Origin of the sequence: Prosthecobacter sp. (assembly GCF_044227185.1) — a bacterium.
Lineage (GTDB): Bacteria > Verrucomicrobiota > Verrucomicrobiia > Verrucomicrobiales > Verrucomicrobiaceae > Prosthecobacter.
Genome location: NZ_JBGAFO010000010.1, coordinates 265,786 through 287,217, shown reverse-complemented (window position 1 = coordinate 287,217; position 21,432 = coordinate 265,786). Strand labels below are relative to the sequence as shown.

Here is a 21,432-nt window from a genome sequence, read left to right as displayed (position 1 = left end):
ACCCTCGCAAATGCCAAGAGGCATTCTTGCGCTCTTTTGGAGAGGGCGCTCGTAGCGTATTTGAGGTATCTGGCGGGGTCTCTCTCCCCATCCTTGCACCCTCCGCCGGGCGTGCTACGCTGCATGCCCTCCAAACCTCCAATCAGCACGCATCATGGGCAAAACTCTCTTCGCAAAAGTCTGGGACTCACACGTCGTCGGCACCCTCGCCAATGGCCAGACACAGCTCCTCATCGACACCCACCTCGTCCATGAAGTGACCAGCCCCCAGGCCTTCGGCATGCTGCGCGATCTCAACCTCAAGGTGGCCTACCCGCACCGCACCTTCGCCACGGTGGACCACATCGTCCCCACGGACAGCCAGGTCTCCCCCTTCGCCGACCCTCTCGCTGAGGCCATGATCCAGGAGCTCAACAAGAACGCCCAGGAGTTCGGCATCACCTACTTCAGCCTTTCCAGCGGCAAGCAGGGCATCGTGCACGTCGTCGGGCCTGAGCAGGGCATCACCCAGCCCGGCACCACCATCGCCTGCGGCGACAGCCACACCGCCACGCACGGCGCCTTCGGCGCCATCGCCTTCGGCATCGGCACCACCCAGGTGCGCGACATCCTCGCCACCCAGACCATGGCCCTCGGCAAGATGAAAGTCCGCCGCATCAATGTGGACGGCCAGCTCCGCCCCGGCGTGTATGCGAAGGACGTCATCCTCCACATCATCCGCCTGCTCGGCGCGAATGGCGGCATCGGCTACGCCTACGAATACGGCGGCAGCCTGTTTGACGCCATGTCCATGGAAGAACGCATGACCGTGTGCAACATGAGCATCGAAGGCGGTGCCCGCTGCGGCTACGTCAATCCGGACGAAAAGACCTTCGAATACCTCAAAGGCCGCCCCTACTCCCCCACCGGCGACGCCTGGGACACCACCGTCGCCCAATGGCGTGCGGTCGCTTCCGACAAGGACTGCGTCTATGACGACGTCGTGAACATCAAGGCCGAGGACGTGCCGCCCACCGTCACCTGGGGCACCAGCCCGGACCAGGCCATCGCCGTCACTGAAAACGTGCCGACCGCCGCCAGCGCCAGCACCGAGCCCGCCCGCATTTCCATCCAGGATGCGCTGGACTACATGAAGCTGCCGGAAGGCAAGCCGATCAAGGGTACCAAGATCGACGTCGCCTTCATCGGCTCCTGCACCAATGGCCGCCTCAGCGACTTCCGCGAAGTGGCGAAGTTCATCAAGGGCCGCAAGGTGGCCGCAGGCGTCAAAGCCATCGCGGTGCCCGGCTCCCAGGTCGTGGATGTCCTGGCCCGCAAGGAAGGCCTGCATGAGGTCTTCAGCGAGGCCGGCTTTGAATGGCGCGGCGCCGGCTGCTCCATGTGCCTCGCCATGAATCCCGACAAGCTCGTGGGAGACCAGCTCTGCGCCTCCTCCTCGAACCGCAACTTCAAAGGCCGCCAGGGCAGCACCACCGGCCGCACCGTCCTCATGAGCCCCGTCATGGTCGCCGCCGCCGCCCTCACCGGCAGCATCGCGGATGCCCGCGAGGTCTTCACCATCGCCGGCTGATTCAGTTCATCTCTGCCAAAAGGCGCGGATCGCGAGATCCGCGCCTTTTTTCATTTAAAAGGATGAATGCCCACTCCGCGCCGAAGCGCACACTGCATCTTCAAATGGGATGAACCCAGTGCATAATGCAACCACAGGGCACCGCGAAACCAGCCGCGAAGTGGTCCGCACACTCCGTGTGCGGTTTCCGGGCGGCCACGCCAGTTGTTAGCCTCAGCCCTCATCCGTGAAACCCATGGTCCTCCTCCCGGCACTCCTCATCCTCCTCCTGCTGGCGCTCAACGCCTGGATCATGTCACCCACCCGCCTGCAGTGGCAGCTCCAGCTCGTCACCACGGAGTTCGGCCACTGGCTCACACTCCTGTCGCTGCTCCTGATCTACCCCGCCGCCCAGTCATCCCGCTGGCTCGCTCTCGTCCCCCTCACCCTCGCCTGCATCTTCCTCATCCCCTCCATCCAGGCATCCCGCATCGCCAAAGTCCAGGGCCTGCCCTTCTCCTGGCTGCGGCTCTGGATGCCGCTGCACGCCGGCAAATTCAAAGTCCAGGTGAAGCGCCGCGCCTACTGGCATGGCGATGGCGAATCACTGGACATCGTGACGTATCGCCCCATCGACGCCCCAAAGCCGCTGCCCTGCCTGCTCATCGCCCACACCGGCGGCTGGGACAGCGGCGATCCGGGGGAGTTCATCGCCGCCAATACCGAGCTCGCCTCAAACGGCTGCGTCCTCTGCGCTTACGCCTACCGCCTTGCGCCAAAGCACCGCTGGCCCGCGCAGGCCGAAGACACGCGCCACGCTTTCGCATGGGTGCGCGCTCATGCCGCCGAGCTCGGCATTGATGCGGATCACATCATTCTGATGGGCCGCTCCGCCGGCGCGCAGATCGCCGCCGCCTGCGCCTACGGCATGCCAGATCTCCGCGCCCGCGCATGCATCGATGTCTATGGCACGCCGAACATGCATCTCGCCCGCGAGTGGTCGGTGCCCGACGACTTGTTGAAATCCCTCACCCTCGTCCGCCAGTACATGGGCGGAGATCCGCACGAGGCGGCCGAAGGTTACCGCACCGCCTCAGCCACTGAGTTTCTTGACACGCACCGGCTGCCCACCCTCATCCTTCACGGCAGCCTGGATTCCCTCGTCGGCATCGGCCACAGCCGCCGCTTCAGCACCAGCCTCGCCCAGCTCGGTGCCGATCACCTTTTTCTCGAACTCCCCTGGGCCACCCACGGCATGGATTTCTTCCCCTCCACCCCCGGCGGCCAGCTCTCCATCTCCGCCATTCTCCGCTTCTTGGAACGATTGGCGTATCGCGCTCCGTAATGGAGCGCGGACCTCCGAGTCCGCAGCACTCCGCACCGCCCACCCGCTCCATGCACTCCCATCGTCCTCTTCTCCTCGCAGCCCTCTGTCTTCTGGGCGTTCCCGCTTTCGCGGAAGATCTCCAGCTCACGCTCCCGCCCGTCGTTTACGCCACGCCGGACGTCCCGATGAGCATCTACTACGACAACATCGTGCTCACCGAGAAACCTGAGAGCTACCGCTTCGAGTTCGCCTGCAAGCTCGGCAAAAGCGAAGAACGCCGCTGGACCCTCACACCCACGGACGCCAATGTCGGCGATCATCCGCTCGCCATCACCGTCAAAGACGCCGGCGGCAAAGTGCTGGAGCAGGGAAAAACCACCCTTCACATCTCCCCGCGCAAATCCGCCTCCACCAAGCCGCTGCGCCTCCTCATCGTGGGAGACAGCCTCACCCACGCCTCCTTCTATCCGAATGAGATCGCCCGTCTTCTCGCCCTCCCGGGAAATCCCAAGGTGACCTTGATCGGCACCCACAAACCCGCAGGCGCACAACCCGGTGTGGCGCATGAAGGCTACGGCGGCTGGCGGTGGACCGACTTCCTCACCAAGTTCGCACCTGAGGCTCCCGGCGTCGCCGCAGGCCCTCTCGCTCGCAAAGCCACCAGCCCCTTCATCTTCCCTTCGGCAGATGGCAAAACCGGCGCCTTCGATCTCGCACGTTACTTCAAAGAAAACAGCGACGGCCAGCCGCCCGACATCGTCACCTTCCTTCTCGGCATCAACGACTGCTTTGGCGCCGATCCCAACAAGCCCGATGCCAAGATCAACGAAGTGCTCGACAACGCGGACAAGCTCCTCGCCGCGTTTCACAAAGCCGCGCCGAATGCCAAACTTGCCGTTGGCCTCACCACGCCGCCAAACGCGCGCCAGGAAGGTTTCACCGCCAACTACAAGGACAAGTATCCACGCTGGGGCTGGAAGCGCATCCAGCACCGCATTGTGCAGCTGATGCTCAAGCGCCTCTCGGGTCGCGAAAAAGAAGGCATCTTCATCGTCCCCACCGAGCTCAATCTCGATCCCGTGGATGGCTACCCGAACAACAACGGCGTGCATCCGAATCCCACGGGCTACGCCCAGATCGGCGCGAGCTTTTATTCCTGGATGAAATCCAAGCTGTGAAGCTGCGGTTGAAGTTCACTACTTCACCACACTCTTCCTCCACCCGTTCACTCCTTCTCGGAACAACTCGTCCTTCAGCTTTGTCCCCAAGCCCGTTCCCGTGGGCAGTTGCGCCTTCCCATTCACGATCACCGGCAGCGTATCGACCAGCTTGTCGTAGAACGAGCGGATGTGCGCCCGGACCGTCTCCTGAAACACGACATTGGCCGATGAGGCTGCGAGATGCAGGCCGCTGAACAGCGTGAGCGGGCCGGTGCAGTCGTGAATCGTCGCGGGGATGTTGAAAGTCTGCGCCATGTCGATGACGCGGCGGGTTTCGCTGATGCCGCCGTTCCAGGTGGGATCGACCATGCAGTAGTCGCAGGCCTGCGCTTGCAGCACGCTCAAATATTCTTTGCGGCCGAGCAGCATCTCACTCGCCGCGATGGGCAGACCGCTCCGGCGACGGAAATCGGCCAGCGTGGCAGCGTTGTCCACGCGCAGCACGTCTTCCAGCCAGAGCGGTTTGATCTCGCGCAAGGCTTCGGCGATGCGTTCCGCCGCCGGGAGCTGGAAAAACGCGTGTCCTTCGATGGCGATGTCCATTTTCATGCCGACTCGCTCGCGAATCTCGCGCAGCGGTTTCATGGCTTCTTCGACATCGGCCCATGAGATGTGCAGACCGCCGTTGCGATGTGCGGCGCGATCAAAGGGCCACAGCTTCATCGCGGTGATGCCTTCAGCGAGCAATTCCTCAGCGAGATCACCGGCGGCAAAATGTGAGGCCCAGTTGTCTTGCAGCGGTCCCTGGCTGCCGATGTCGCCATAGCCCGGCCAGCCCGGATGACGTGGAGCTTCCGTGGCACCTGCCAGCGCGCCGTAACTCGGACCGCCGCTCGTATTGTACACGGGAATCGCCTCACGCACGGGCCCGCCGAGCAGGCGATACACCGGCTGGTGGCAGGCCTGCCCGAGAATGTCCCACAGCGCGAGATCAATGGCCGACAGCGCCCGCATCTCCGCACCCGGATGCCCAAACGGCGTGCAGCGTTCATAAATGAAACGCCAGTGCGCCTCGATCGCCAGCGCATCGGCTCCGAGCAGGCGCTCAGCCATCCAATCGTGAATCAACGCCGCGATGGCATGCGGTGTGTAATACGTCTCTCCGCAGCCGACGAACCCGTCCTCCGTGTGAATGCGGACGAGCAGCAGATTCGGCATGATGCCGGACGGAATGGCGGTTTCGATGGCGGTGATGCGTGACATGAGGGGGGATTAGTGGGAGAAAATCTGGTGGAACATGGCGAAGGAAATGAAGCCGTAAAACAAGGCGCACAAGATGAGCGCGATCTTGCGCCACAGCGGCGGGCGCAGTTCACGTGGCAGCAGCGTGGTGTTGAGGCGCAGGATTTGCAGCGCGGACAAGGCCGTGATGGGTGCGGCGGTGGCGCCGAGAATCATGAGCAGCAGTTTTGCATCGCCAAGGAATGCGCCGAAGCACGCGATCACCGTGAAGCCGAGCAGCAGCAGGCCATAGAACCGCCCCACCGGCATTTTCTTCGGCACCGCACCGCCCGCCCAGGCCATGTCTGCCACCACGCGGGCCAGCACATCCACATTCGTCAGCGTCGTCGAAAACAAAATCCAGAAGCCGTTCATGAGGCCGAGAATCCAGAAGCCCTCCCACAGCTTGCGCATCTCCGCCGCTTGAAACACACCCGCCGCAACACCGGTGACCTGCATGCCGGGCTGGAACAATGACGAGGCCAGATTCACCATCAAAAACATGCCCACGATGCATCCCAGCATCCACAGGCCGGATTGATCAATGATTGCGTAACGCCACCAGTCGCGCCAGCGCTTCAAATTTTCCACGTTGATCGGAAACACGCTGCCCACGGGGGCCAGTGTCTGCTCCGTGCTCCACACGCCGCCCATGTTGCCCGCTTTGGACCCCATGCCGAAGCCCTTGTCACGAAACCAGTTGGCGATGGCAAGATTGCCAATGCCGCCGCTGCCTGCGAGCGCTGCAAAAACCGCCAGCATCACGAAATCGACCTTCTCAGGAATCACTCCAAACGAGAAGAAGCCTGTCAGCGTGCTGCTCCAGTCCTTGAGCGGCACAAAAGTGAAGTTCACCCACAGCAGGAAACCGAAGATGAAGATGATCATCATCCACGACAGCCGCTCCAGCAGCCGCTCGACCTTCTTGCCTGAGGCGAGCACCACGGCCGAGATCAGCACAAGGGCCACCGTGATCCATGTCACAGCCGACGCATCCCCATTCGTCGGAGCACGCCCTTGCAGCATCGCAAACGTCACCCCCGCGCATCCAGCCGCCGCCGCAGGCATGCCGAGCTGCGCAAAGCCTGCGACCGCATAAAACACGCCCCACACCCGCGAACCCGGCCGCATCCGCATGAAGCCCGTGAGCACCGGCTCTCCTGTGTAAAGCGTGTAGCGCACCGCCTCGAGATTCAGCAGCGATTGCAGCACAAATGCCAGCGTCGCGATCCACAGCACACTGCGTCCATACTGCACCACAAACAACGGACCCGCGATCCACTCGCCCATCCCAATGGCTCCCACAAGCAGGATGGCCCCCGGCCCGATGGTGCGCAGCGCATTGCGCCAGCTGAATGGCAGCGGCGCGGGGAGATCGTCCGTCTTCCAAGCAGGAAGACTGCCGTGATTCGGGTTGGATGGATTCATGTCAGGATGTGGGCAGGCCGGCTTGAACGCTTTGAATCAGCCCGCGCATGTAGCCATACGCGAACAAACGGCCCATCATCGTGTAGCCGGGCTCGCCACCTTCTTCGCCGTCGAGCTGCGGCACATGGTCGGGACGCATGGGGCCGGTGAAGCCGATGTCGTGATAGGCGCGCATGGCGGCCACCATGTCGGTGGGGCCGTTGTCATGAAACGTTTCGGCAAAACACTCTGCATTGCCACGCACGTCGCGAAAATGAACGTAGCGGATGTGCGGGCCGAGCCGGCGGATGGCGGCGGGAATGTCCGCACCCATCTCCGCAAAGGTGCCCTGGCAGAAACAGATCGCATGGTGCCGGCTCGGTGCGAGGCGCATGAGCCGCTCGAAGTTTTCCACGCTGTTCATGATGCGCGCCTTGCCGGCAAATTCCGCCAGCGGCGGGTCATCGGGATGCATCACCATCGTCACGCCGTGTTTTTCTGCCGCTGGGAGCAGTTCGGCGAGCATGCGCTCCAGGTTCGTCCACAAGGCGTCTGCCGTTATGGTTTCGCCACCAGCCTGAATTGCCGCCGAGTTCAAAGACATGGCGTGTTGCGCATCTTTGAGATCAAAGGCCGTCACCAGCGCTCCGCCACGCTCCCTGGCATCCAGTTTGGTTCGCACCCAGTCGGTGCCGGCCATGAAGTTGTAGCAGAGCAGCGGGATTTCCGCCTCGCTCATGTGTTCAAGCAGCCGTTTCATCGCCCTCATGTCACTGCCATCGTCCTTCCCGAGCTTGAGCTTCTCGATGGGCAGATAGCCTTCAATGATGCCCAGCTTCATGCCATGGCGCTCGATTTGCGCCTTGGTCTGCAGCAGAGGCTCCATTTCCGGTCCTGGGTAACGCACCGTAATCTCTTCGACGCCGCATTGGGCCGCGAGGGCCAGATGGTGATCACTGAGAGGTGTGAGAACGGACGCGAGGCGCATGAAAGATGATTCCGGAGTGAACAAACAACGTGGACGCTCCCGTAGTTTGTGCATGCCGCTCCGTGCTTTTTCGCTCGCCATTCTCTGTGCCAGTTCTGTCCTTGCCGCACCTCCTGGTGCCACACCGCTGTCGCCTCCGGCACCAGCTAAATCCGTGGCTCCCCACCTGCCGGCGAAGTGGAAAGCTGGAGCCGCCACCCTCACCGTGACCCCGCAGAAGCTGCTCTGGATGGCTGGGTATGGGGCGCGCAAAAAACCGGCGGAAGGCAAGGTGCAGGAGCTGTTTGCAAAGGCGCTCGCCCTGGAGGACGAGCAGGGAAACAAGCTCGTGTTTGTCACGCTCGATCTCATCGGCGTGCCCCAGCTTCTGCGCCGCGAGGTGGCCCGGCAGGCGGAGCAGAAGTACGGCCTGCCTCCCGCGCATCTGGTGATGAATGCCTCGCACACCCACAGCGGGCCCTCCATGCGCACGACGCCCCTCACTGATGCGGACAAGGACAATCCCAAGGCGAAGGATGCCTGGGACTACACGCAGAAACTTCAGGGCGACCTTGTGGAGCTCATCGGCAAGGCGCTGGCAGACATGCAGCCTGCGCGCCTCACCTGGAACAAGGCGCGCTGCGGCTTCGCCATGAACCGCCGCCGCGACTACACCCTGCCGCCCGACCACCCGAATGCCAGCAAGGCTCCGAATCCCAACGGTCCCGTCGATCACGAAGTTCCCGCGCTGCGAATAGAGGCGCCGGATGGCACCCTGCGTGCCACCCTGTTTGGCTACGCCTGCCACAACACCAGCCTCGGCTTTTACAACTGGTGCGGCGACTACGCCGGCTTTGCCCAGGAGTATCTTCAGGAGCACCGCCCCGGCTTCACGGCCCTCTTCCTCATGGGCTGCGGCGCTGATCAAAACCCGTATCCACGCCGCAGCGATGTCGTTCCCGGCGTCACAGACCTGGAGCTCTCCATGCAGCATGGCCGGTCGCTTTCGAATGCCGTGGAAATGGCCCTCGTGGTGAATCCGCGCCCTGTGAACGGCCCCATCCGTGCTGCTTATGAGGAGATCAAGCTCAGCTACGCCAAGGCCGGCCGCGAAGACCACGACTACCCTGTGCAGGTCATCAAGATCGGCGGCGACCTCACCTTCATCACGCTCGGCAGCGAGGTGGTCGTGGATTATTCCCTGCGCTTCAAACGCGAGTTCGCCGGTGCTGCGGGCGTGTGGGTGGCCGGTTATTCCAACGACTACACCGGCTACGTGCCCAGCCTCCGCGTGCTCAAAGAAGGCGGCTACGAAGCCGCGGCCGGATGGGCGGACAGTGTGGAGGACCGCATCGCAAACAAGGTGCACGATCTGCACCAAAAACTGTCCAAGTAGCGGCTGATGGCCGTCTCATACCATGACCAGTTGAAAACGGGGCTGTATGATCCCGGAGGGGATCACAGCAGGTAGCCAGGGATAAGCTCGCGGAGCGAGCGCCATCCCTGGATACGGGCGTCCTCTCCGGAGAGCAAAGCCAGCGCTTTCTTCACCACACCTCGCCCTCCAGCAGCGTCTTACTGCGCCGCCGCCGCAGTCACTGCGCACCGCCACGGACAGGCGCCGCCTGCTCCACCGAAGTTTGGAGGGGCTTTGCTTTGAATGACGGGGTCGTTGGCTCATATGAGGGCCCATTTTCAACAGCTCGTGGTCTCAAACGTCGGCCGCCATCATGCGCTTGATTTCATCTTCGCTGGCATGACGACGTCTGCTGCGCCACACCAGCAGGGCGATGATGACCCCAACACCCGCGGCCACTGACACCAGGAGCGCCCACGAAGATTTCGCCGGAGCGAAGTTCATCGTTTCGATCCTGAGATTGCGCAGCCACACCTTGCCGCCGTCTGGCAGCACCACATTCATCTCGATCTGCTTCACCGGCGTGGAGGAGCCCATGAGATTCATGGGCAGCACAAATTCGCGCCATGCACTGGTCCCGGTGAGTTTTCCCATCGGACCCTGCTCACCCAGCGTCCGGGAAAAAGCCTTGTTCTCATCCAGGCTCGTCCATGTTTCGAGAAAGCCCGTGCCTCCGACCTGCTCATACTTCACCTCGCCCCGCAGCGCATAGGAATGAGCGCCCACCTTCGGCTGCGTATCCACAAACAGGCGCTGCAGAGCCTCGTCGGAAGCCGTGATCTCAAAGGTGCCCGTCGGGGCATCGTAGTGAGCTGCTTTTTCCAGTGTCAGCCCCGGCGTGTCGGGCTTCCAGAGGCGCTGGGGAGAAGCGGGCTCGGCAGCGCTCACATGCGCGATCATCAGAGCAAGGATGAATGGAGTCAGTTTCATAGGCTGCGGTGGTTGGTTCAGGATTTCTTTGTTTTGCGATAGCTGGACAGCAGTGTCTTCAAAGTCGCAGTGTCGATCTTCCCGTCCGCAGCCAGCGCCCGCAGATGCCGCTCATGCGCATCACCTGCATTCGCATCGTCATAAACCTGTACTTTCTGAATCAGCCGGTCCAGTCGCAGCCGTACCGTCGGATAGCTGACCTTGTAAATTTCAGCCAGCTCCTTCAACGAACCCGACGCCTGCAGGAAGCGCTTGAGGAAGCTGACGTCCTCATCTTCCAGTGAATCAAGCCAGCGGCGGTTGGGTGAGCTCTCATCCATAAAGTTAAATGAAATTGAACAATATATTCAATAATGTGCAATTTAATTTTAATTTTATTCAATTTCCGTCCGCTGTGTTCTCACGGCCTCCTTCCTGTCTGCGAAGATTTTGCGCAAAGCCCGCCCCCGATCCGCGTATCGCCTCAATGCGCTCGTTCATTCCGCTCTTACTGCTTCTCTCCGTTCACGCCCTGGCCCAGGAGACGCCCCTCTCCCTCACTCTGCAATCCCGCGCTCCTTCCGGCAAAGCCACGCTGGTGAAGGAGCAGTGGCTTCCCTCGCGCACCGCCATCATCGTTTGCGACATGTGGGACCTCCATCACTGCAAGAACGCCGTGACGCGTGAGGTCGAAATGGCCCCGCGCATGAACGAGGTCCTCGAAAAAGCCCGCAAAGACGGAGTGCTCATCATCCACGCGCCGAGCAGTTGCATGAAGCCCTACGAAGGCACTCCCGCACGCGAGCGCGCCAGGTCCGCCCCCACCGCCGCGCGCCTGCCGGACAAGATCGCCGACTGGTGCAAACAGATCCCCTCGGAGGAAATGGCCGTGTATCCCCTCGATCAAACCGATGGCGGCGAAGACGATGACCTCACCGAGCACGCCGCCTGGGCCAAGGACCTCACCGCCAAAGGCCTCAACCCCAAAGCTCCCTGGACCAAACAAATCGACGTCCTCCGCATCGATCAATCTAAAGACGCCATCAGCGACAGCGGCGTGGAAATCTGGAACCTCCTTGAATCGAAGAACATCGACAACGTCATCCTCATGGGCGTGCACCTCAACATGTGCGTCTCCGGCCGCCCCTTCGGCCTGCGCCAGATGGAAAAGAACGGCAGGCACGTCGTCCTCATGCGCGACCTTACAGACACCATGTACAATCCCGCGCGCTGGCCCTTCGTCAGCCATGTGCGCGGTACAGAGCTCTTCGTCGCCCATGTGGAAAAGCGCATCTGCCCCACCATCACCTCGGACCAGTTCATCGGCGGCAAGCCCTTCGCCTTCAGCGACGCCACCGCGGGCAAAAAGCGCCTGCAGATCATCCTGCTCGGAGACAGCACCACCGAGGCCAGCATTCCGAAGAAACTCGCCCCCGACGAGCCTCAGATCGAGGACACCCTTCGCATCAAGCTCGCCGCCGAGCCCGACCTCCCGCCCACCGACGTTTACAACGAAGGCGTCAGTGGAGAGACCATCCGCCGTCTCCTCGACACCCGGTACGACAAAGCGGTGAAAACCAAGCCGCAGGCGGATTACATCTTCATCCGCTACGGCATCAACGACCGCTCCAAGCGCGAAAAATTCGAAGAGAACTTCCCCAAAGACTTCCACGAGCTCCTCACCCGCCTGCGCGCAGACCACCCGCACGCCATGCTCATCCCCATGACCGTCATTCCCTATGTGGTGGACAGCCCGCGTCCAGAAATCAATGACTTCGTCAGGCAGGTCGCCACCGCGGAAAAGCTCCAGCTTTTCGACATCGTCCCCCGTTACCTCGCCGAGCTCAAAAAAGGCCCCGACATGCTGAACTACCGCCGCTACCCCCTCGCCAAAATCCCCGAAAACCTCCGCCCCTTCGCCACCCCCTACATTCAGCCCGGCACCGATCCCACCGTGGTCGTCCTCGACAATCGCCTGGACGGCGTCTTCGGTCACCTCCCCGGCTGGGCCGGTGACCGCCATCCCAACCTCGCCGGCTACAACGTCATTGCCGACGAAACCGCCAAATGGCTCGCCCCCGTCATCCGCACCCAGTTGGCGCAGAAGAAGTAGGACGCTTCCGCTGCTACTTCTCTCGCGTTTGGAAGGTGCGGCTGTGCTTCTGCGAAGGCACCTCCACCGTATAGCTCTTCGCATCCGCGCTCACCGTGCAGTGAATGTGATTGGCGGCGCAGCCCTCGGCCAGATCACCATGATTCGCGATCATGCTCTTGTCCGCCGTGTTCTCATGGTCATCTCTCACGTTCTCATGCACCTGGTACATCGCCTGGATCGTCGGCGTCGATTTCAGCGCATCCATCGCGGACTTGCTCGTGCCTTTGCGCGGGCCGTTGTTCATCACTGAAACCGTCGGCGCCAGGCTGTGGACCAGCATGGGGTTGTTGCTCACATCCAGCCCGTGGTGGTTCACCTGATACAGGTCCACCGTGCCCACCAGGTTGAAGGGAGACACCAGTTTCTCCTCCACGTTCCAGGACAGGTCGCCACCATCAAAGAAGCGGAAGCCGCCAAACTGCAGCAGCATCACCACGCTGTTCGCATTGTCCGTGGGGTCCGCGGCCTTGGGCGGCACGCTGCCCTTCAGCGGATTCTCCGGCTGGTCAGGGTAGGGGGGGATGAATTTCTGGTTCGCCCCCAGGCAGCGCAGCGTCAGCTTGGGGCTGCCCTCCGCCTGCTTCAGCGGGATCACGGCACCCGCGGCCAGCGTCACGCGGTTCTCCACCTTCGCGTCACGGTAGGGGCGGCTCGTCAGTGTCCAGCGCATGTCCTGCGCCTTTCCATCCGGGCTGCCTTCAGGAACGCCCTTGTCGTAGAGCGTTCCCACCGGCATCAGCTCCGCCAGTTCGGCCAGGCCTCCAAAGTGATCCGCATGAAAGTGCGTGATGATCACATGATCAATCCGCGTCAGCTTCGCCTCCTCCGTCGCCACCTTCTTGATCCGCTGCGGGTCCCGCCCTCCGGGGTTGCCCGTGTCAATAAGCACCGACTCACCCGCCGGCGTCACCATCAGCGTCGAGCCTCCGCCCTCGGAGTCGATCCAGTAAAAGTCGAGCGTCTTGTCACGCGCGGTGGCGCAGAGAGTGAGGGCAAGGAGGGCGGCAAGGATCAGTTTCATGGAATGCGTGTTCACGCTTCACCACGGCAGATTCTCTCATAAACTCCGCAATCACCGGCTCGGCGGCTTCACTTCCTTCACCGTGGCTCCGTGCGTGTCGCTGAGGATCAGGAGGGAGAGCGTGTCCACGTTTTGCAGCTCGGCGGGTTTCAGCATCTGGTAGTCCAGGCCGTTGGCCGGTGCGGCCTCACACGGCATGGGCTGCGCTGCTCCGCTTTCCGGGCCGTTGAGGCTGGCGTAGTCAAATCGGCCGCGCAGGTCGGTGTAGCCGTCCTTGAAGAAGCGCACGGTGCCGTTGTTCAGGCGCGCATACACTTTCACATAGGTCTTCCCCAGCGGCTTGTCGGTGGTGGCGTCGCGGGTTTCGACGCTTCCGTAATTCTCCGTCACCGCCACCTTCAGCGTGTTGGCATGGTAGGCCTGCGTTTTGCGCTGCCCGGCGCCCAGCACCTCCACCAGCACGTTGGCTTTCGCATACTCCGCGGGGAGCGGGAGGTCCAGCCTGGTTTCGCCTTTCGGCAGGGCCTGCGTCAGGCTCTTGTTGGGCTTGATGATGCCGAAGCGCCCGGCGTCCTGGCTGGCAAAGGGGCTGCTGCTGAAGCTGAACTCCGGATCCATCAGGTAGTAGTTCACCGTCACCTCCTGCAGGTTTTTCCAGCTCAGGTCGATGCTCTTGTTTTCCACTTTGAACTCAAAGCCAGGTTCGCTGGCCGCGAGCTCCGCCTGCTGTTTTTCACGGTCCGGCTGGTCGCCTTTCCCTCTCCTGGCGCCCTTGCCTTCGATTTCATCGAGCTGCGCCGCCACCTCGGCAAACAGCAGCTTCCAGCGCGGCACGGGATGATCTGCGTACTTCGTGGCCAGGCCGCGCGCGGCGGCCAGGTCGCCTTCATAAAAGGCCGCGTAGCACTGGAAGTAGTCATGCTGGATCTTCGTCGGCAGCCTGCTCGCATCAATGCTCTTGAAGCGTGCCAGCGCCTCCCCCACGCGATCCTGCAAAAAGAGGAAATAGGCCACGCTCAGATTGTCCATGGCGTCGAGCTGCGGCTTGTGCGCCAGGATTTCCAGCAGCCTTTGGTACTGCTTCAGCACGGCGGGGTTGGCGATGCGCCACCCGCCGCCCACCCGGTGCGCGCGCTGGTTCACCAGCGGCGAATATTCGAGCTGCTCATAGCTGCGGCGTTCGATGGGGTCGAGGGTGAGAAGCGTGCTTGTAAAATACGGGCCGCAGCCGTCTCCGAAGCGTTCCTTCAGCCATTCGCGCAGGGTGGCCGTGTCGTTGTGCAGAAGCGCGTACGTTGAGATGGCTTCGTCACTGAGATGGTGCGCGCGCATGAAGGCGGTGAGCTTGTGGTAGAAGTCCACGCTGCCGCGGCAGCGCCACGCCACCCGGCTCAGGTCGAGCGCCGCGAGATTGTTCTGGTTCAGAAAGGCAAATGTCTCCGCCTCGCTGCCGTACTGCGAAACATAGTCCCATGAGGACTTGTCCACCTCGGTGAGCTTCGACACCACATTAAACTCAAAGGGCTTTGCGCTGGCCGCCCCGCTGCTGGTGGTGACGTTGACAGGAAAGTGGGCGAACTTCAGCCCGGCCTTGGAGGGCACCTGCGGAAAGTAGAAGTAGTACTCGAAGGTCTGCGTGGTGTACGCATCCAGCCGGATCTGGCGCGAGTCCGTGGCCTTGCTGCCCAGCACCGGCAGCGCGCCCTGCGGGATCTGCATCAGCACCACGGCTTTCACGGAGCTGCTCGTTGGATTGGTGACGACGACGTTCGCGCCATACGTGGCTCCGGTGAGGAACTCGGCCGCCACATACTTCTCAAACTTCTCATTTCCCTCCATGCGGTAGCGGTCGCTCTGGTGGAAGAAGCTTTGGGAGACAAGCAGCTGCCCCTGCGCGTTGCCATCGACAGCCGCCGGTTTGACCTCCTTGTGATACAGGATGCAGGGGGCGCCCGCGGTGAAGGTGAAGCGGCCGTTTTCGGTGCTGGTGCCATGCTTCGGGGCCTCGAAGGGCAGGTCAAGCACCGCCAGCGCGAGCATCATCTCGGTGAAGTTCCGGCAGGCCTCGGCGACATTCGCCGAAACAAAGCCGTCCTTGGAACCCGTGGCCACCCACGCCGCATAGTCGCGCCAGAAGCCGTTCACTGAGACGAGATCGGCGTCCTGGTCGGTGATGCGAAGCTTGTAGTAGTTGTTCTCCGCCCATTCCTTCGTGGGGCCGAGCGCGCGGAAGAAGATGCGGACGTCTTTGCGGGCTTCCGCGGCCCCTGCCGCGTCGAAATAGGCGATCTCTCCTTCGAGGTTTTTTCCCCCGGAGAAGCGGTCGGCGGCGTCGTCTGCCAGGCCGTTTGCATCCAGGCTTTTAAGCCGGACCTCCGGTGCGGCGGCCGTTGACTCCATCATTCGGCGCCCTGCGCTGCGGCTTTCGGCGAGCCTTTGTTCACGCATGGCTTCCATTTTTCTTTCCGCCGCCAGATTCTCCGCGCGCTGTGCGTCCATTCTTCGCTGCTCTGCCACTGCTTCCATTCTCCTTTTCTCCACCATCTCTTCCTCAGCGCGAATATAGCCGGCTTTCCCCGGCTGCCCTGCGGCAGCAGACATCGGCGCGGGCGCAGGGATGCCTTGGCTTGCTTGTTGTTTGGCCTTCTCCAGTTCTCCCATGGCTCCCAGGGCTCCCATGGCCTCAGACTCCAGCGCCCGGCCGCGCAGCGCGGTTTCAAACAGACGGTCCGCTTCCTCCGGATTCGGCGGAATCATTTCCCACAGCTCGCGCACATGCCGGGCGGCATTCGGGGCCTCCTCCTTGATCCGCTGGGCCAGAAGAATGCGTTCCACGATGTTGAGGCGGGCGTAGGACCAGGATGCAAGGTGGTGGCGGAGGTCCAGGCCCAGGAGATACTCATCCATGAAAGTCTTGTCCTTCTTGCTGGCCAGGTAGGGCTTCACCACCGACTCAAAGAACGGCCTGTCCTTGCGCGAGAGGAAAAAGTTCAGCTCATGGCAGGCGAACTCGCCGTACTTGCCGCGCTTCTCCTCATCGTTGAGCTTGGGCCAGTTCAGCACCCAGCCAAACTCCGCCAGGTGGTTGTCGCTGCTGAGTGTGGTGAACAGCGAGTAAACCCCGCCCAGCGTGTCGTAGGTTTCGAGTTCACTGGTGAGGATGTCGGCAAGAGCGAGGCTCTTGCCCGTTTCGAGAATGGTGATTTCCTTTTTCTGCGTGAAGGACGTTTTGGGGTCCAGATTGCGCGCCAGGCGCTGATCGGCGAACCGCGTGGGCGCTTCAGGCAGTGTGAGCGTGCACCACGACGCGTTTTGCAGGTCTTCGGCGTAGATCTGCACATGCTGCCGGTCGCCCAGCGACTTCCGCTCAATGCGCACGACACCCTCCTCGTCTGGCACCAGGTTGTAGAGGGCGGGGGCGGAGGTGGCGAGGAAATCGAGGTTGGTTCCCCCTGCCGGACCGCTTTGGAGCTGAGATCTATTGGCTGGCTGCGGCACCGGGTTTTGTATGAGGGCCGCCGCGCCACCGCGCGTCATGGCCGCGCTCTGGCCGCCCGCCTGCGCCAGTCCGTCCAGTTCGGTGCTGCGAGTCTCCCAGGGATTGAGCAGCAGGCCGGGACGCGCGAGCATGTTGCCGGGGAAGGTTTTGGCATCGCGCCGTTCGAGTATGTAGCGGTATTCGTCGCCGATGGCTCGGATCCCGGAGTACAGGTTCGGGTTTCTCGCAGGCGTGCCGGAGGCCGCACCGAATCGGGTGAAGCCGGCCAGATCTCCAAACAGGCCGCTGCCCGGATCAAAGCGCGATGCCGCGACATGCACACGCGCAAAGCGGCCGGCGTTCGCGAGTTTCACCGTGATGAACTCCGCGCCTTTTTCGACGCTCGCCACATGGAGCGGCGTGCTGCCCTTGAGCTCAAGCCGGCGGTGTCTGCCCAGCACCCAGCCCGCGATCACCTCTCCCTGGCTGACCTTGATGGCGATGAGAGGCTGGCCCGGAATTTGCAGCGAATAGTCTCCCGGCTTGAGTCCGCTGATGGTGAGGAAGCGGCCTTCGGATTTGACCTGGGCGGACACATCGGCGGTGAAGGTGCCCAGGGTCTGGGCCAGGAGGGAGGCCGGCAGCCGGTCTGTTTCACGAAGTGGCACACGAATCGTCTCTCCCTCTTTGGCCTGGATGAGGGTGGACACCGTATGATCCGTCTCCTCCAGCGGCCACAGCATCTGCCGCCCATTGGGGATTTTGGCCGCCACGGAGGCGATGCCGGGGAGCTTCCCGAGCGTGACACGGCCCTGGGCATCGGTGCGCAGGGCCACAACCTCGGAAAAGCTGATCTCACGATGCCTGAAGGTGAAGAGGACCTGCTGGTCGGCGATGGGTTCGCCGTTTTTGCCCAAAAGCTCAAAAATGCGCTGGCCGTCGAAGGTGCTGAGATGGCCGTCGTTCACCGCTTCGGTCTGGTCGATGCCGTTGAGCGTCCAGGTGTGGCTGGCGGCGAGCTCCTTCTTCGCGCCCCCGGTGCTGAGCACATCCACCTTGGCCCTGAGCGTGACGCTGAGCGAGGAGAGGCGCTCCGGCACGGTGAAAGTGTGCGTCAGGACGCCGCCGGCCCCGAGCTTGAGGTCTTTGACTTCCCGCGTGGTGGAGATGCGGTCATGCGTGATGCTGGTGATCTCGAGCTTCGGCTCGCTGAGCAGCTCGGGCGCCAGATGCGCCTCCCCCAGCATCAGGGCCGTGCGCACCGCCAGCGTGGCCTGGCGGCGTGAGAGCAGTTGCTCGCGCTCAATGTGGAACTGCGCGTCAAGCCGGTGCTCCTCCGCATGGTGGATGAAGGGCGTGAGCGAGGCAAAGGTGCCTGCCGCGTCGCCCACGATGAGGTTCTTCGCACCGGGCTGGTGGGTGAACGGCACCACGATCCGGCCGAGCTTCTCGTTGCGCTCCAGCTTGCGTCCTTCAAACCAGGCCACGGCGTCAGGCACGGGCTTGTTTTTCTCATCCAGCACGAGGATTAAATCTCCCGCCGGCCCGGTCTGCTGCAGCACGTGGAACTGCCCCGCGCGAATCAGCACCCGGCTGCTGCGCCCGCCGCCGATGAACTCCACGATCCATGCCCCCCGCCTGCCTTTGAGGTCGGGAAATTTAAACGTCTGCCGTTTGCGCGTGAACGGACCGTCTTCAAACGTGTGCGTCTGCTCGCTGTTCGCCACCAGGCCGTCGAGGTTGAGGTCCGTGTTGAGCTGGCGCCGCTGCGTCTGGAACAAATTCAGCGTGTTGAGCTCAAAGATTTTGACGATGAGCTTCGGGGTGTTTTTGACCGTGACGTCGAACTGGATGTCGTCTCCGGGCACGAACTCCGTCGCGTTTGTCACGGGGAACTCGATGTCCACTCGCTCCTTCAGCGCCTGAAATTCGCCTGGCTTGATCAATGACGCCCAGCGCTCGGGATTGCCGATGCCGTTGGTGATCAGCGCCTCCGCCAGCAGCGGGGCCAGCCATCTCTCCGCGACGTAGGGGGTCCACCGCGAGAGCACCTCCTTCGGATCGTCGTCCGGCTTCACCTTGGTCGCAAAGAGGTGCAGAAAGTAATCGCGCACGAGCGGCTCGTCCGTGCCGACGGGCGGGGAAAACAGCAGCGCCTCGCTGAGATCAGCATCGAGCTGCGCGAAGTCCCCCGGAATCATGCCGTGGAGCCGGTCGCTGATGTAGCTCCCCCGGCGGGGAAGCATGAGGTACTCGATGAAGCGTTCACGGTCATACACGCCCTGCTTGCGGTCATGATCCAGCCGCAGATAGAGAATCCGCGCCTTGAGGGTGTTTTGGGATGACGGCAGCTTTCGCGCAAAGGCCCACACGCGGTCCAGCCAGGCCTGGCGCTCGGCGGCGTCATACTCCAGGTTCACATCCGCACTGGGGGCGAGCTTGCGCATGCGGGTGTTTACAAACTCCTCCTGTCCGAGCCATTGCGGGAAGGTTTGGAGCAGCGCATCCAGTTGCTCTGGCAGCAGCGCGTGGTGGATGGGCAGGTAGCCGAAATTTCGCGCGGTGTCCGCCCGAAGGTCCGTGATGATGGCCTCCACCAGGTTCGGAACGTCGGGACGCTCCAGCCTGCCGAGCACGGCGCGCCGCTGGGACGGGGAAAGCGGCGCTCGATCACGAATGAGGGCTGCCAGGGCCTCCTGGGAGAGGGATTCCAGGCTGCGGTCACTGCTCAGCGCATCACGCAGAAACACCTCGCGGCTGACCTTGGCGGGATCAAGCTGGGTGGGCAGGTCAGGCTTTTGGTCGCGCACCTCCTGCTGGTGATCGTGGCGGATGTTGAGCCGGTCGATGAGGTACTTCAGCGTGGCCTGCGGATCACGGTCATAATTCAAAAGCGCCTCGCGGTTCAGGATAATGCGGCGCGCCGGGAGTTCGCGGGGTGTCCTCTCTTTCCACCGTTCGAGGAGTTGCTCGAGCTTCCTGTGGTCCCGGATGTTTTGGTAATGGAGGGCGTGGAAGAGATAATACTCGTCCGAGCCCGGCACCAGCTCACCCAGGACTTTTTCACGATCACTGGCGAGCGCGAAGCGCTCGATGAAGCCGATTTCATTGTCGGCATGCGCTGCGAGCGGGAGGAGGAGGGCGAGAGCGATGGATTTCATGACCGTGTGGAGGAGGGTGAATGATGCGAAAGGCATCACGGGTGTGGCGAGCATTTATTGTAAAGAGTCTGTCAATCGGGGAGACCCCGACTGAGGGGGACAGGGGCCACGACAAAAAACCGTTTGAAACCCAGGGGTCGGGAACTACTATCCCCGCCCCTTACCTCCCAGATTCCCATGGCCGACGCTGCAAACAAATACGCCCAAAACGCTCCCGGAGCTTATTACGTTGATGACCAGTGCATTGACTGTGACCTCTGCCGCGAAACGGCCCCTGCAAACTTCAAGCGTGACGACGACGGCGGTCACTCCTTTCTCTACAAGCAGCCTGAAACGGATGAAGAGCGCGCCCTTTGTGAAGAGGCCCTCACCGGCTGCCCGGTGGAGGCGATCGGCCGCGACGGAGAATAAGTTTGTCTCGTTAAGAGAGCAAGACAGGCCGCCCCAGGCAGCCTGTTTCAGGTCAGGGCAGCCGAAGCCAGCGCTGAGCCAGCACCTTCTCCAGGTTCACACACTGGTTTGACTGCGCGTTTGCCGGGAAGGACAGCAGCATCGTGTAGCCTTTGAAGCCCGAGGGGCCCGTGGTGGCCAGGTCGGCATCCAGCCAGTTCGCCAGTTTCGTGCCGCGCTCGCAGTAGCCGTACACAGAGCTCTCTCCGCTCTCGGACGTCATTTTCACGCACAGGTACTTCTTCGCGTCGGAGAACTCGAAATTGTAGTACTCAAACAAACGCACGTAGGCGCGCATGAGCACCGGCTTGGTGGGGCGCTGCGCACGAAATTCCTGGAACGACATCTCGCCATACCCGGTCAGGCTTTCCCAGTCGATCAGGAATTTTCCCTCCGGACTCTTCAGCATGGCGATTTCCAGCGATCCCGTGGGCCGGTTGCTCGCATAGCTGAAGTACAGGATTTCGGTGCCGTCGATCTGATAGCGCGCCTTGTTCGTCAGGGCGCCCGGCACGGGGTCCGCACCCTTCTGTGTTTCATAGAAATCTTTCATCAACCGGGCCACGCGGTCCGAATGAGCCACCAGCGGCACACGCTCCTGCCAGTCCTTCGTTTTCCAATACCGGTCCAGCAGCTCCACTGCCTGCACGACTTCGTCGCTCGATGGCAGCAGCGGCAGTTCCTTGATGCTGGATTCCGCTGGAAACAGGGCGGCCGACCCACTGGAAGCGGAAGCGGATGACGACGAAGCCGAAGCCAGAGCCGGAGATGGAGCCGGAGAGGAGGCGCTGGTGGGCGCGGGCGCGGGCGTGGAAGCCTCAGAAGTGGAAGAAGGAGAAAAGTGGAGGTTGCTCTCGCCACCGCTCGCAAGAATTTTCGGCAGCACCGAGGGTGCCGGAGCTTCGGGCTGCACCGACTCAAAGGAAAGGCCCATCTTCTCCAGATCCTGAACCTTCTTCCCCTCTGTTTGATCGATCTCGATCAGCGTGTTGCGGTTTGCGATGCTGAAAAAGTACAGCCGCCACCCCACAAAAAGGACCAATGCCAGGCAGACGCACAGGGTGATGCAAACACCCATGAAGGCGCGGTGGGAGCCGATGGAGCCGGAAGTCATTGATTGAAGGACAATTCAGATGGAGCGCTGCTTATC

At 62.2% G+C, this 21,432-nt stretch carries 14 protein-coding genes; 6 read left to right on the top strand and 8 right to left on the bottom strand.

All coding sequences use genetic code 11. From position 1 onward, the window contains the following. Positions 1 to 154 precede the first annotated feature (154 nt). The 3 genes from leuC (at position 155) to ACILSQ_RS22870 (ending at position 4,054) form a co-directional block, all read left to right on the top strand. Positions 155 to 1,570, top strand: coding sequence for a 3-isopropylmalate dehydratase large subunit (leuC, locus tag ACILSQ_RS22880; protein WP_395745993.1), 1,416 nt, complete (start codon positions 155 to 157; stop codon positions 1,568 to 1,570). Between the two features lie 235 nt (positions 1,571 to 1,805). Continuing rightward, positions 1,806 to 2,894: an alpha/beta hydrolase gene (locus ACILSQ_RS22875; RefSeq protein WP_395745992.1), complete on the top strand. Its 1,089-nt coding sequence runs from the start codon at positions 1,806 to 1,808 to the stop codon at positions 2,892 to 2,894. 50 nt (positions 2,895 to 2,944) lie between these two features. Beyond that, positions 2,945 to 4,054: an SGNH/GDSL hydrolase family protein gene (locus tag ACILSQ_RS22870; RefSeq protein WP_395745991.1), complete on the top strand. Its 1,110-nt coding sequence runs from the start codon at positions 2,945 to 2,947 to the stop codon at positions 4,052 to 4,054. An 18-nt stretch (positions 4,055 to 4,072) separates the two neighbouring features. Here the strand turns inward: ACILSQ_RS22870 and ACILSQ_RS22865 are convergent, their stop codons facing one another. Genes ACILSQ_RS22865 through ACILSQ_RS22855 form a run of 3 tightly spaced genes read right to left on the bottom strand, consistent with a single transcriptional unit; the run spans position 4,073 to position 7,712 of the window. Continuing rightward, the gene (locus tag ACILSQ_RS22865; protein ID WP_395745990.1) at positions 4,073 to 5,299 is read right to left on the bottom strand and encodes a mandelate racemase/muconate lactonizing enzyme family protein; all 1,227 of its coding nucleotides are present in this window, start codon (positions 5,297 to 5,299) and stop codon (positions 4,073 to 4,075) included. A 9-nt stretch (positions 5,300 to 5,308) separates the two neighbouring features. Beyond that, a complete protein-coding gene (locus tag ACILSQ_RS22860) occupies positions 5,309 to 6,745 on the bottom strand; it encodes an Nramp family divalent metal transporter (protein ID WP_395745989.1) in 1,437 nt (478 codons plus the stop codon). 1 nt (position 6,746) lies between these two features. Further along, positions 6,747 to 7,712, bottom strand: coding sequence for a mannonate dehydratase (locus tag ACILSQ_RS22855; protein ID WP_395745988.1), 966 nt, complete (start codon positions 7,710 to 7,712; stop codon positions 6,747 to 6,749). A gap of 154 nt (positions 7,713 to 7,866) precedes the next feature. On the opposite strand from ACILSQ_RS22855, the gene ACILSQ_RS22850 reads away from it, so the two are divergent. Further along, the gene (locus ACILSQ_RS22850; protein WP_395745987.1) at positions 7,867 to 9,087 is read left to right on the top strand and encodes a neutral/alkaline non-lysosomal ceramidase N-terminal domain-containing protein; all 1,221 of its coding nucleotides are present in this window, start codon (positions 7,867 to 7,869) and stop codon (positions 9,085 to 9,087) included. A 315-nt stretch (positions 9,088 to 9,402) separates the two neighbouring features. On the opposite strand, the gene ACILSQ_RS22845 is transcribed toward ACILSQ_RS22850, so the two are convergent. Next, positions 9,403 to 10,038 carry a hypothetical protein gene (locus tag ACILSQ_RS22845; protein WP_395745986.1) on the bottom strand — a complete coding sequence of 212 codons (636 nt, stop codon included), beginning with the start codon at positions 10,036 to 10,038 and terminating at the stop codon, positions 9,403 to 9,405. Between the two features lie 17 nt (positions 10,039 to 10,055). Beyond that, positions 10,056 to 10,358 (bottom strand): DUF2089 family protein, encoded by a 303-nt coding sequence (locus ACILSQ_RS22840; protein WP_395745985.1) that lies wholly within the window; start codon positions 10,356 to 10,358, stop codon positions 10,056 to 10,058. A 146-nt stretch (positions 10,359 to 10,504) separates the two neighbouring features. On the opposite strand from ACILSQ_RS22840, the gene ACILSQ_RS22835 reads away from it, so the two are divergent. Continuing rightward, positions 10,505 to 12,130, top strand: coding sequence for an SGNH/GDSL hydrolase family protein (locus tag ACILSQ_RS22835; RefSeq protein ID WP_395745984.1), 1,626 nt, complete (start codon positions 10,505 to 10,507; stop codon positions 12,128 to 12,130). A gap of 13 nt (positions 12,131 to 12,143) precedes the next feature. On the opposite strand, the gene ACILSQ_RS22830 is transcribed toward ACILSQ_RS22835, so the two are convergent. Together ACILSQ_RS22830 and ACILSQ_RS22825 are read right to left on the bottom strand one after the other, a co-directional pair. Continuing rightward, positions 12,144 to 13,193 carry a ComEC/Rec2 family competence protein gene (locus ACILSQ_RS22830; RefSeq protein ID WP_395745983.1) on the bottom strand — a complete coding sequence of 350 codons (1,050 nt, stop codon included), beginning with the start codon at positions 13,191 to 13,193 and terminating at the stop codon, positions 12,144 to 12,146. A 51-nt stretch (positions 13,194 to 13,244) separates the two neighbouring features. Continuing rightward, positions 13,245 to 19,832, bottom strand: a complete 6,588-nt coding sequence (locus ACILSQ_RS22825; RefSeq protein ID WP_395745982.1) for a hypothetical protein — start codon at positions 19,830 to 19,832, stop codon at positions 13,245 to 13,247. A 177-nt stretch (positions 19,833 to 20,009) separates the two neighbouring features. Here ACILSQ_RS22825 and ACILSQ_RS22820 point away from each other — a divergent pair, with 177 nt between their 5' ends. After that, entirely contained in the window at positions 20,010 to 20,243 is a 234-nt protein-coding gene (locus ACILSQ_RS22820; RefSeq protein ID WP_395732995.1) for a ferredoxin, read from the top strand. A 52-nt stretch (positions 20,244 to 20,295) separates the two neighbouring features. Here the strand turns inward: ACILSQ_RS22820 and ACILSQ_RS22815 are convergent, their stop codons facing one another. Beyond that, a complete protein-coding gene (locus tag ACILSQ_RS22815) occupies positions 20,296 to 21,396 on the bottom strand; it encodes a hypothetical protein (RefSeq protein ID WP_395745981.1) in 1,101 nt (366 codons plus the stop codon). Positions 21,397 to 21,432: the final 36 nt, after the last annotated feature.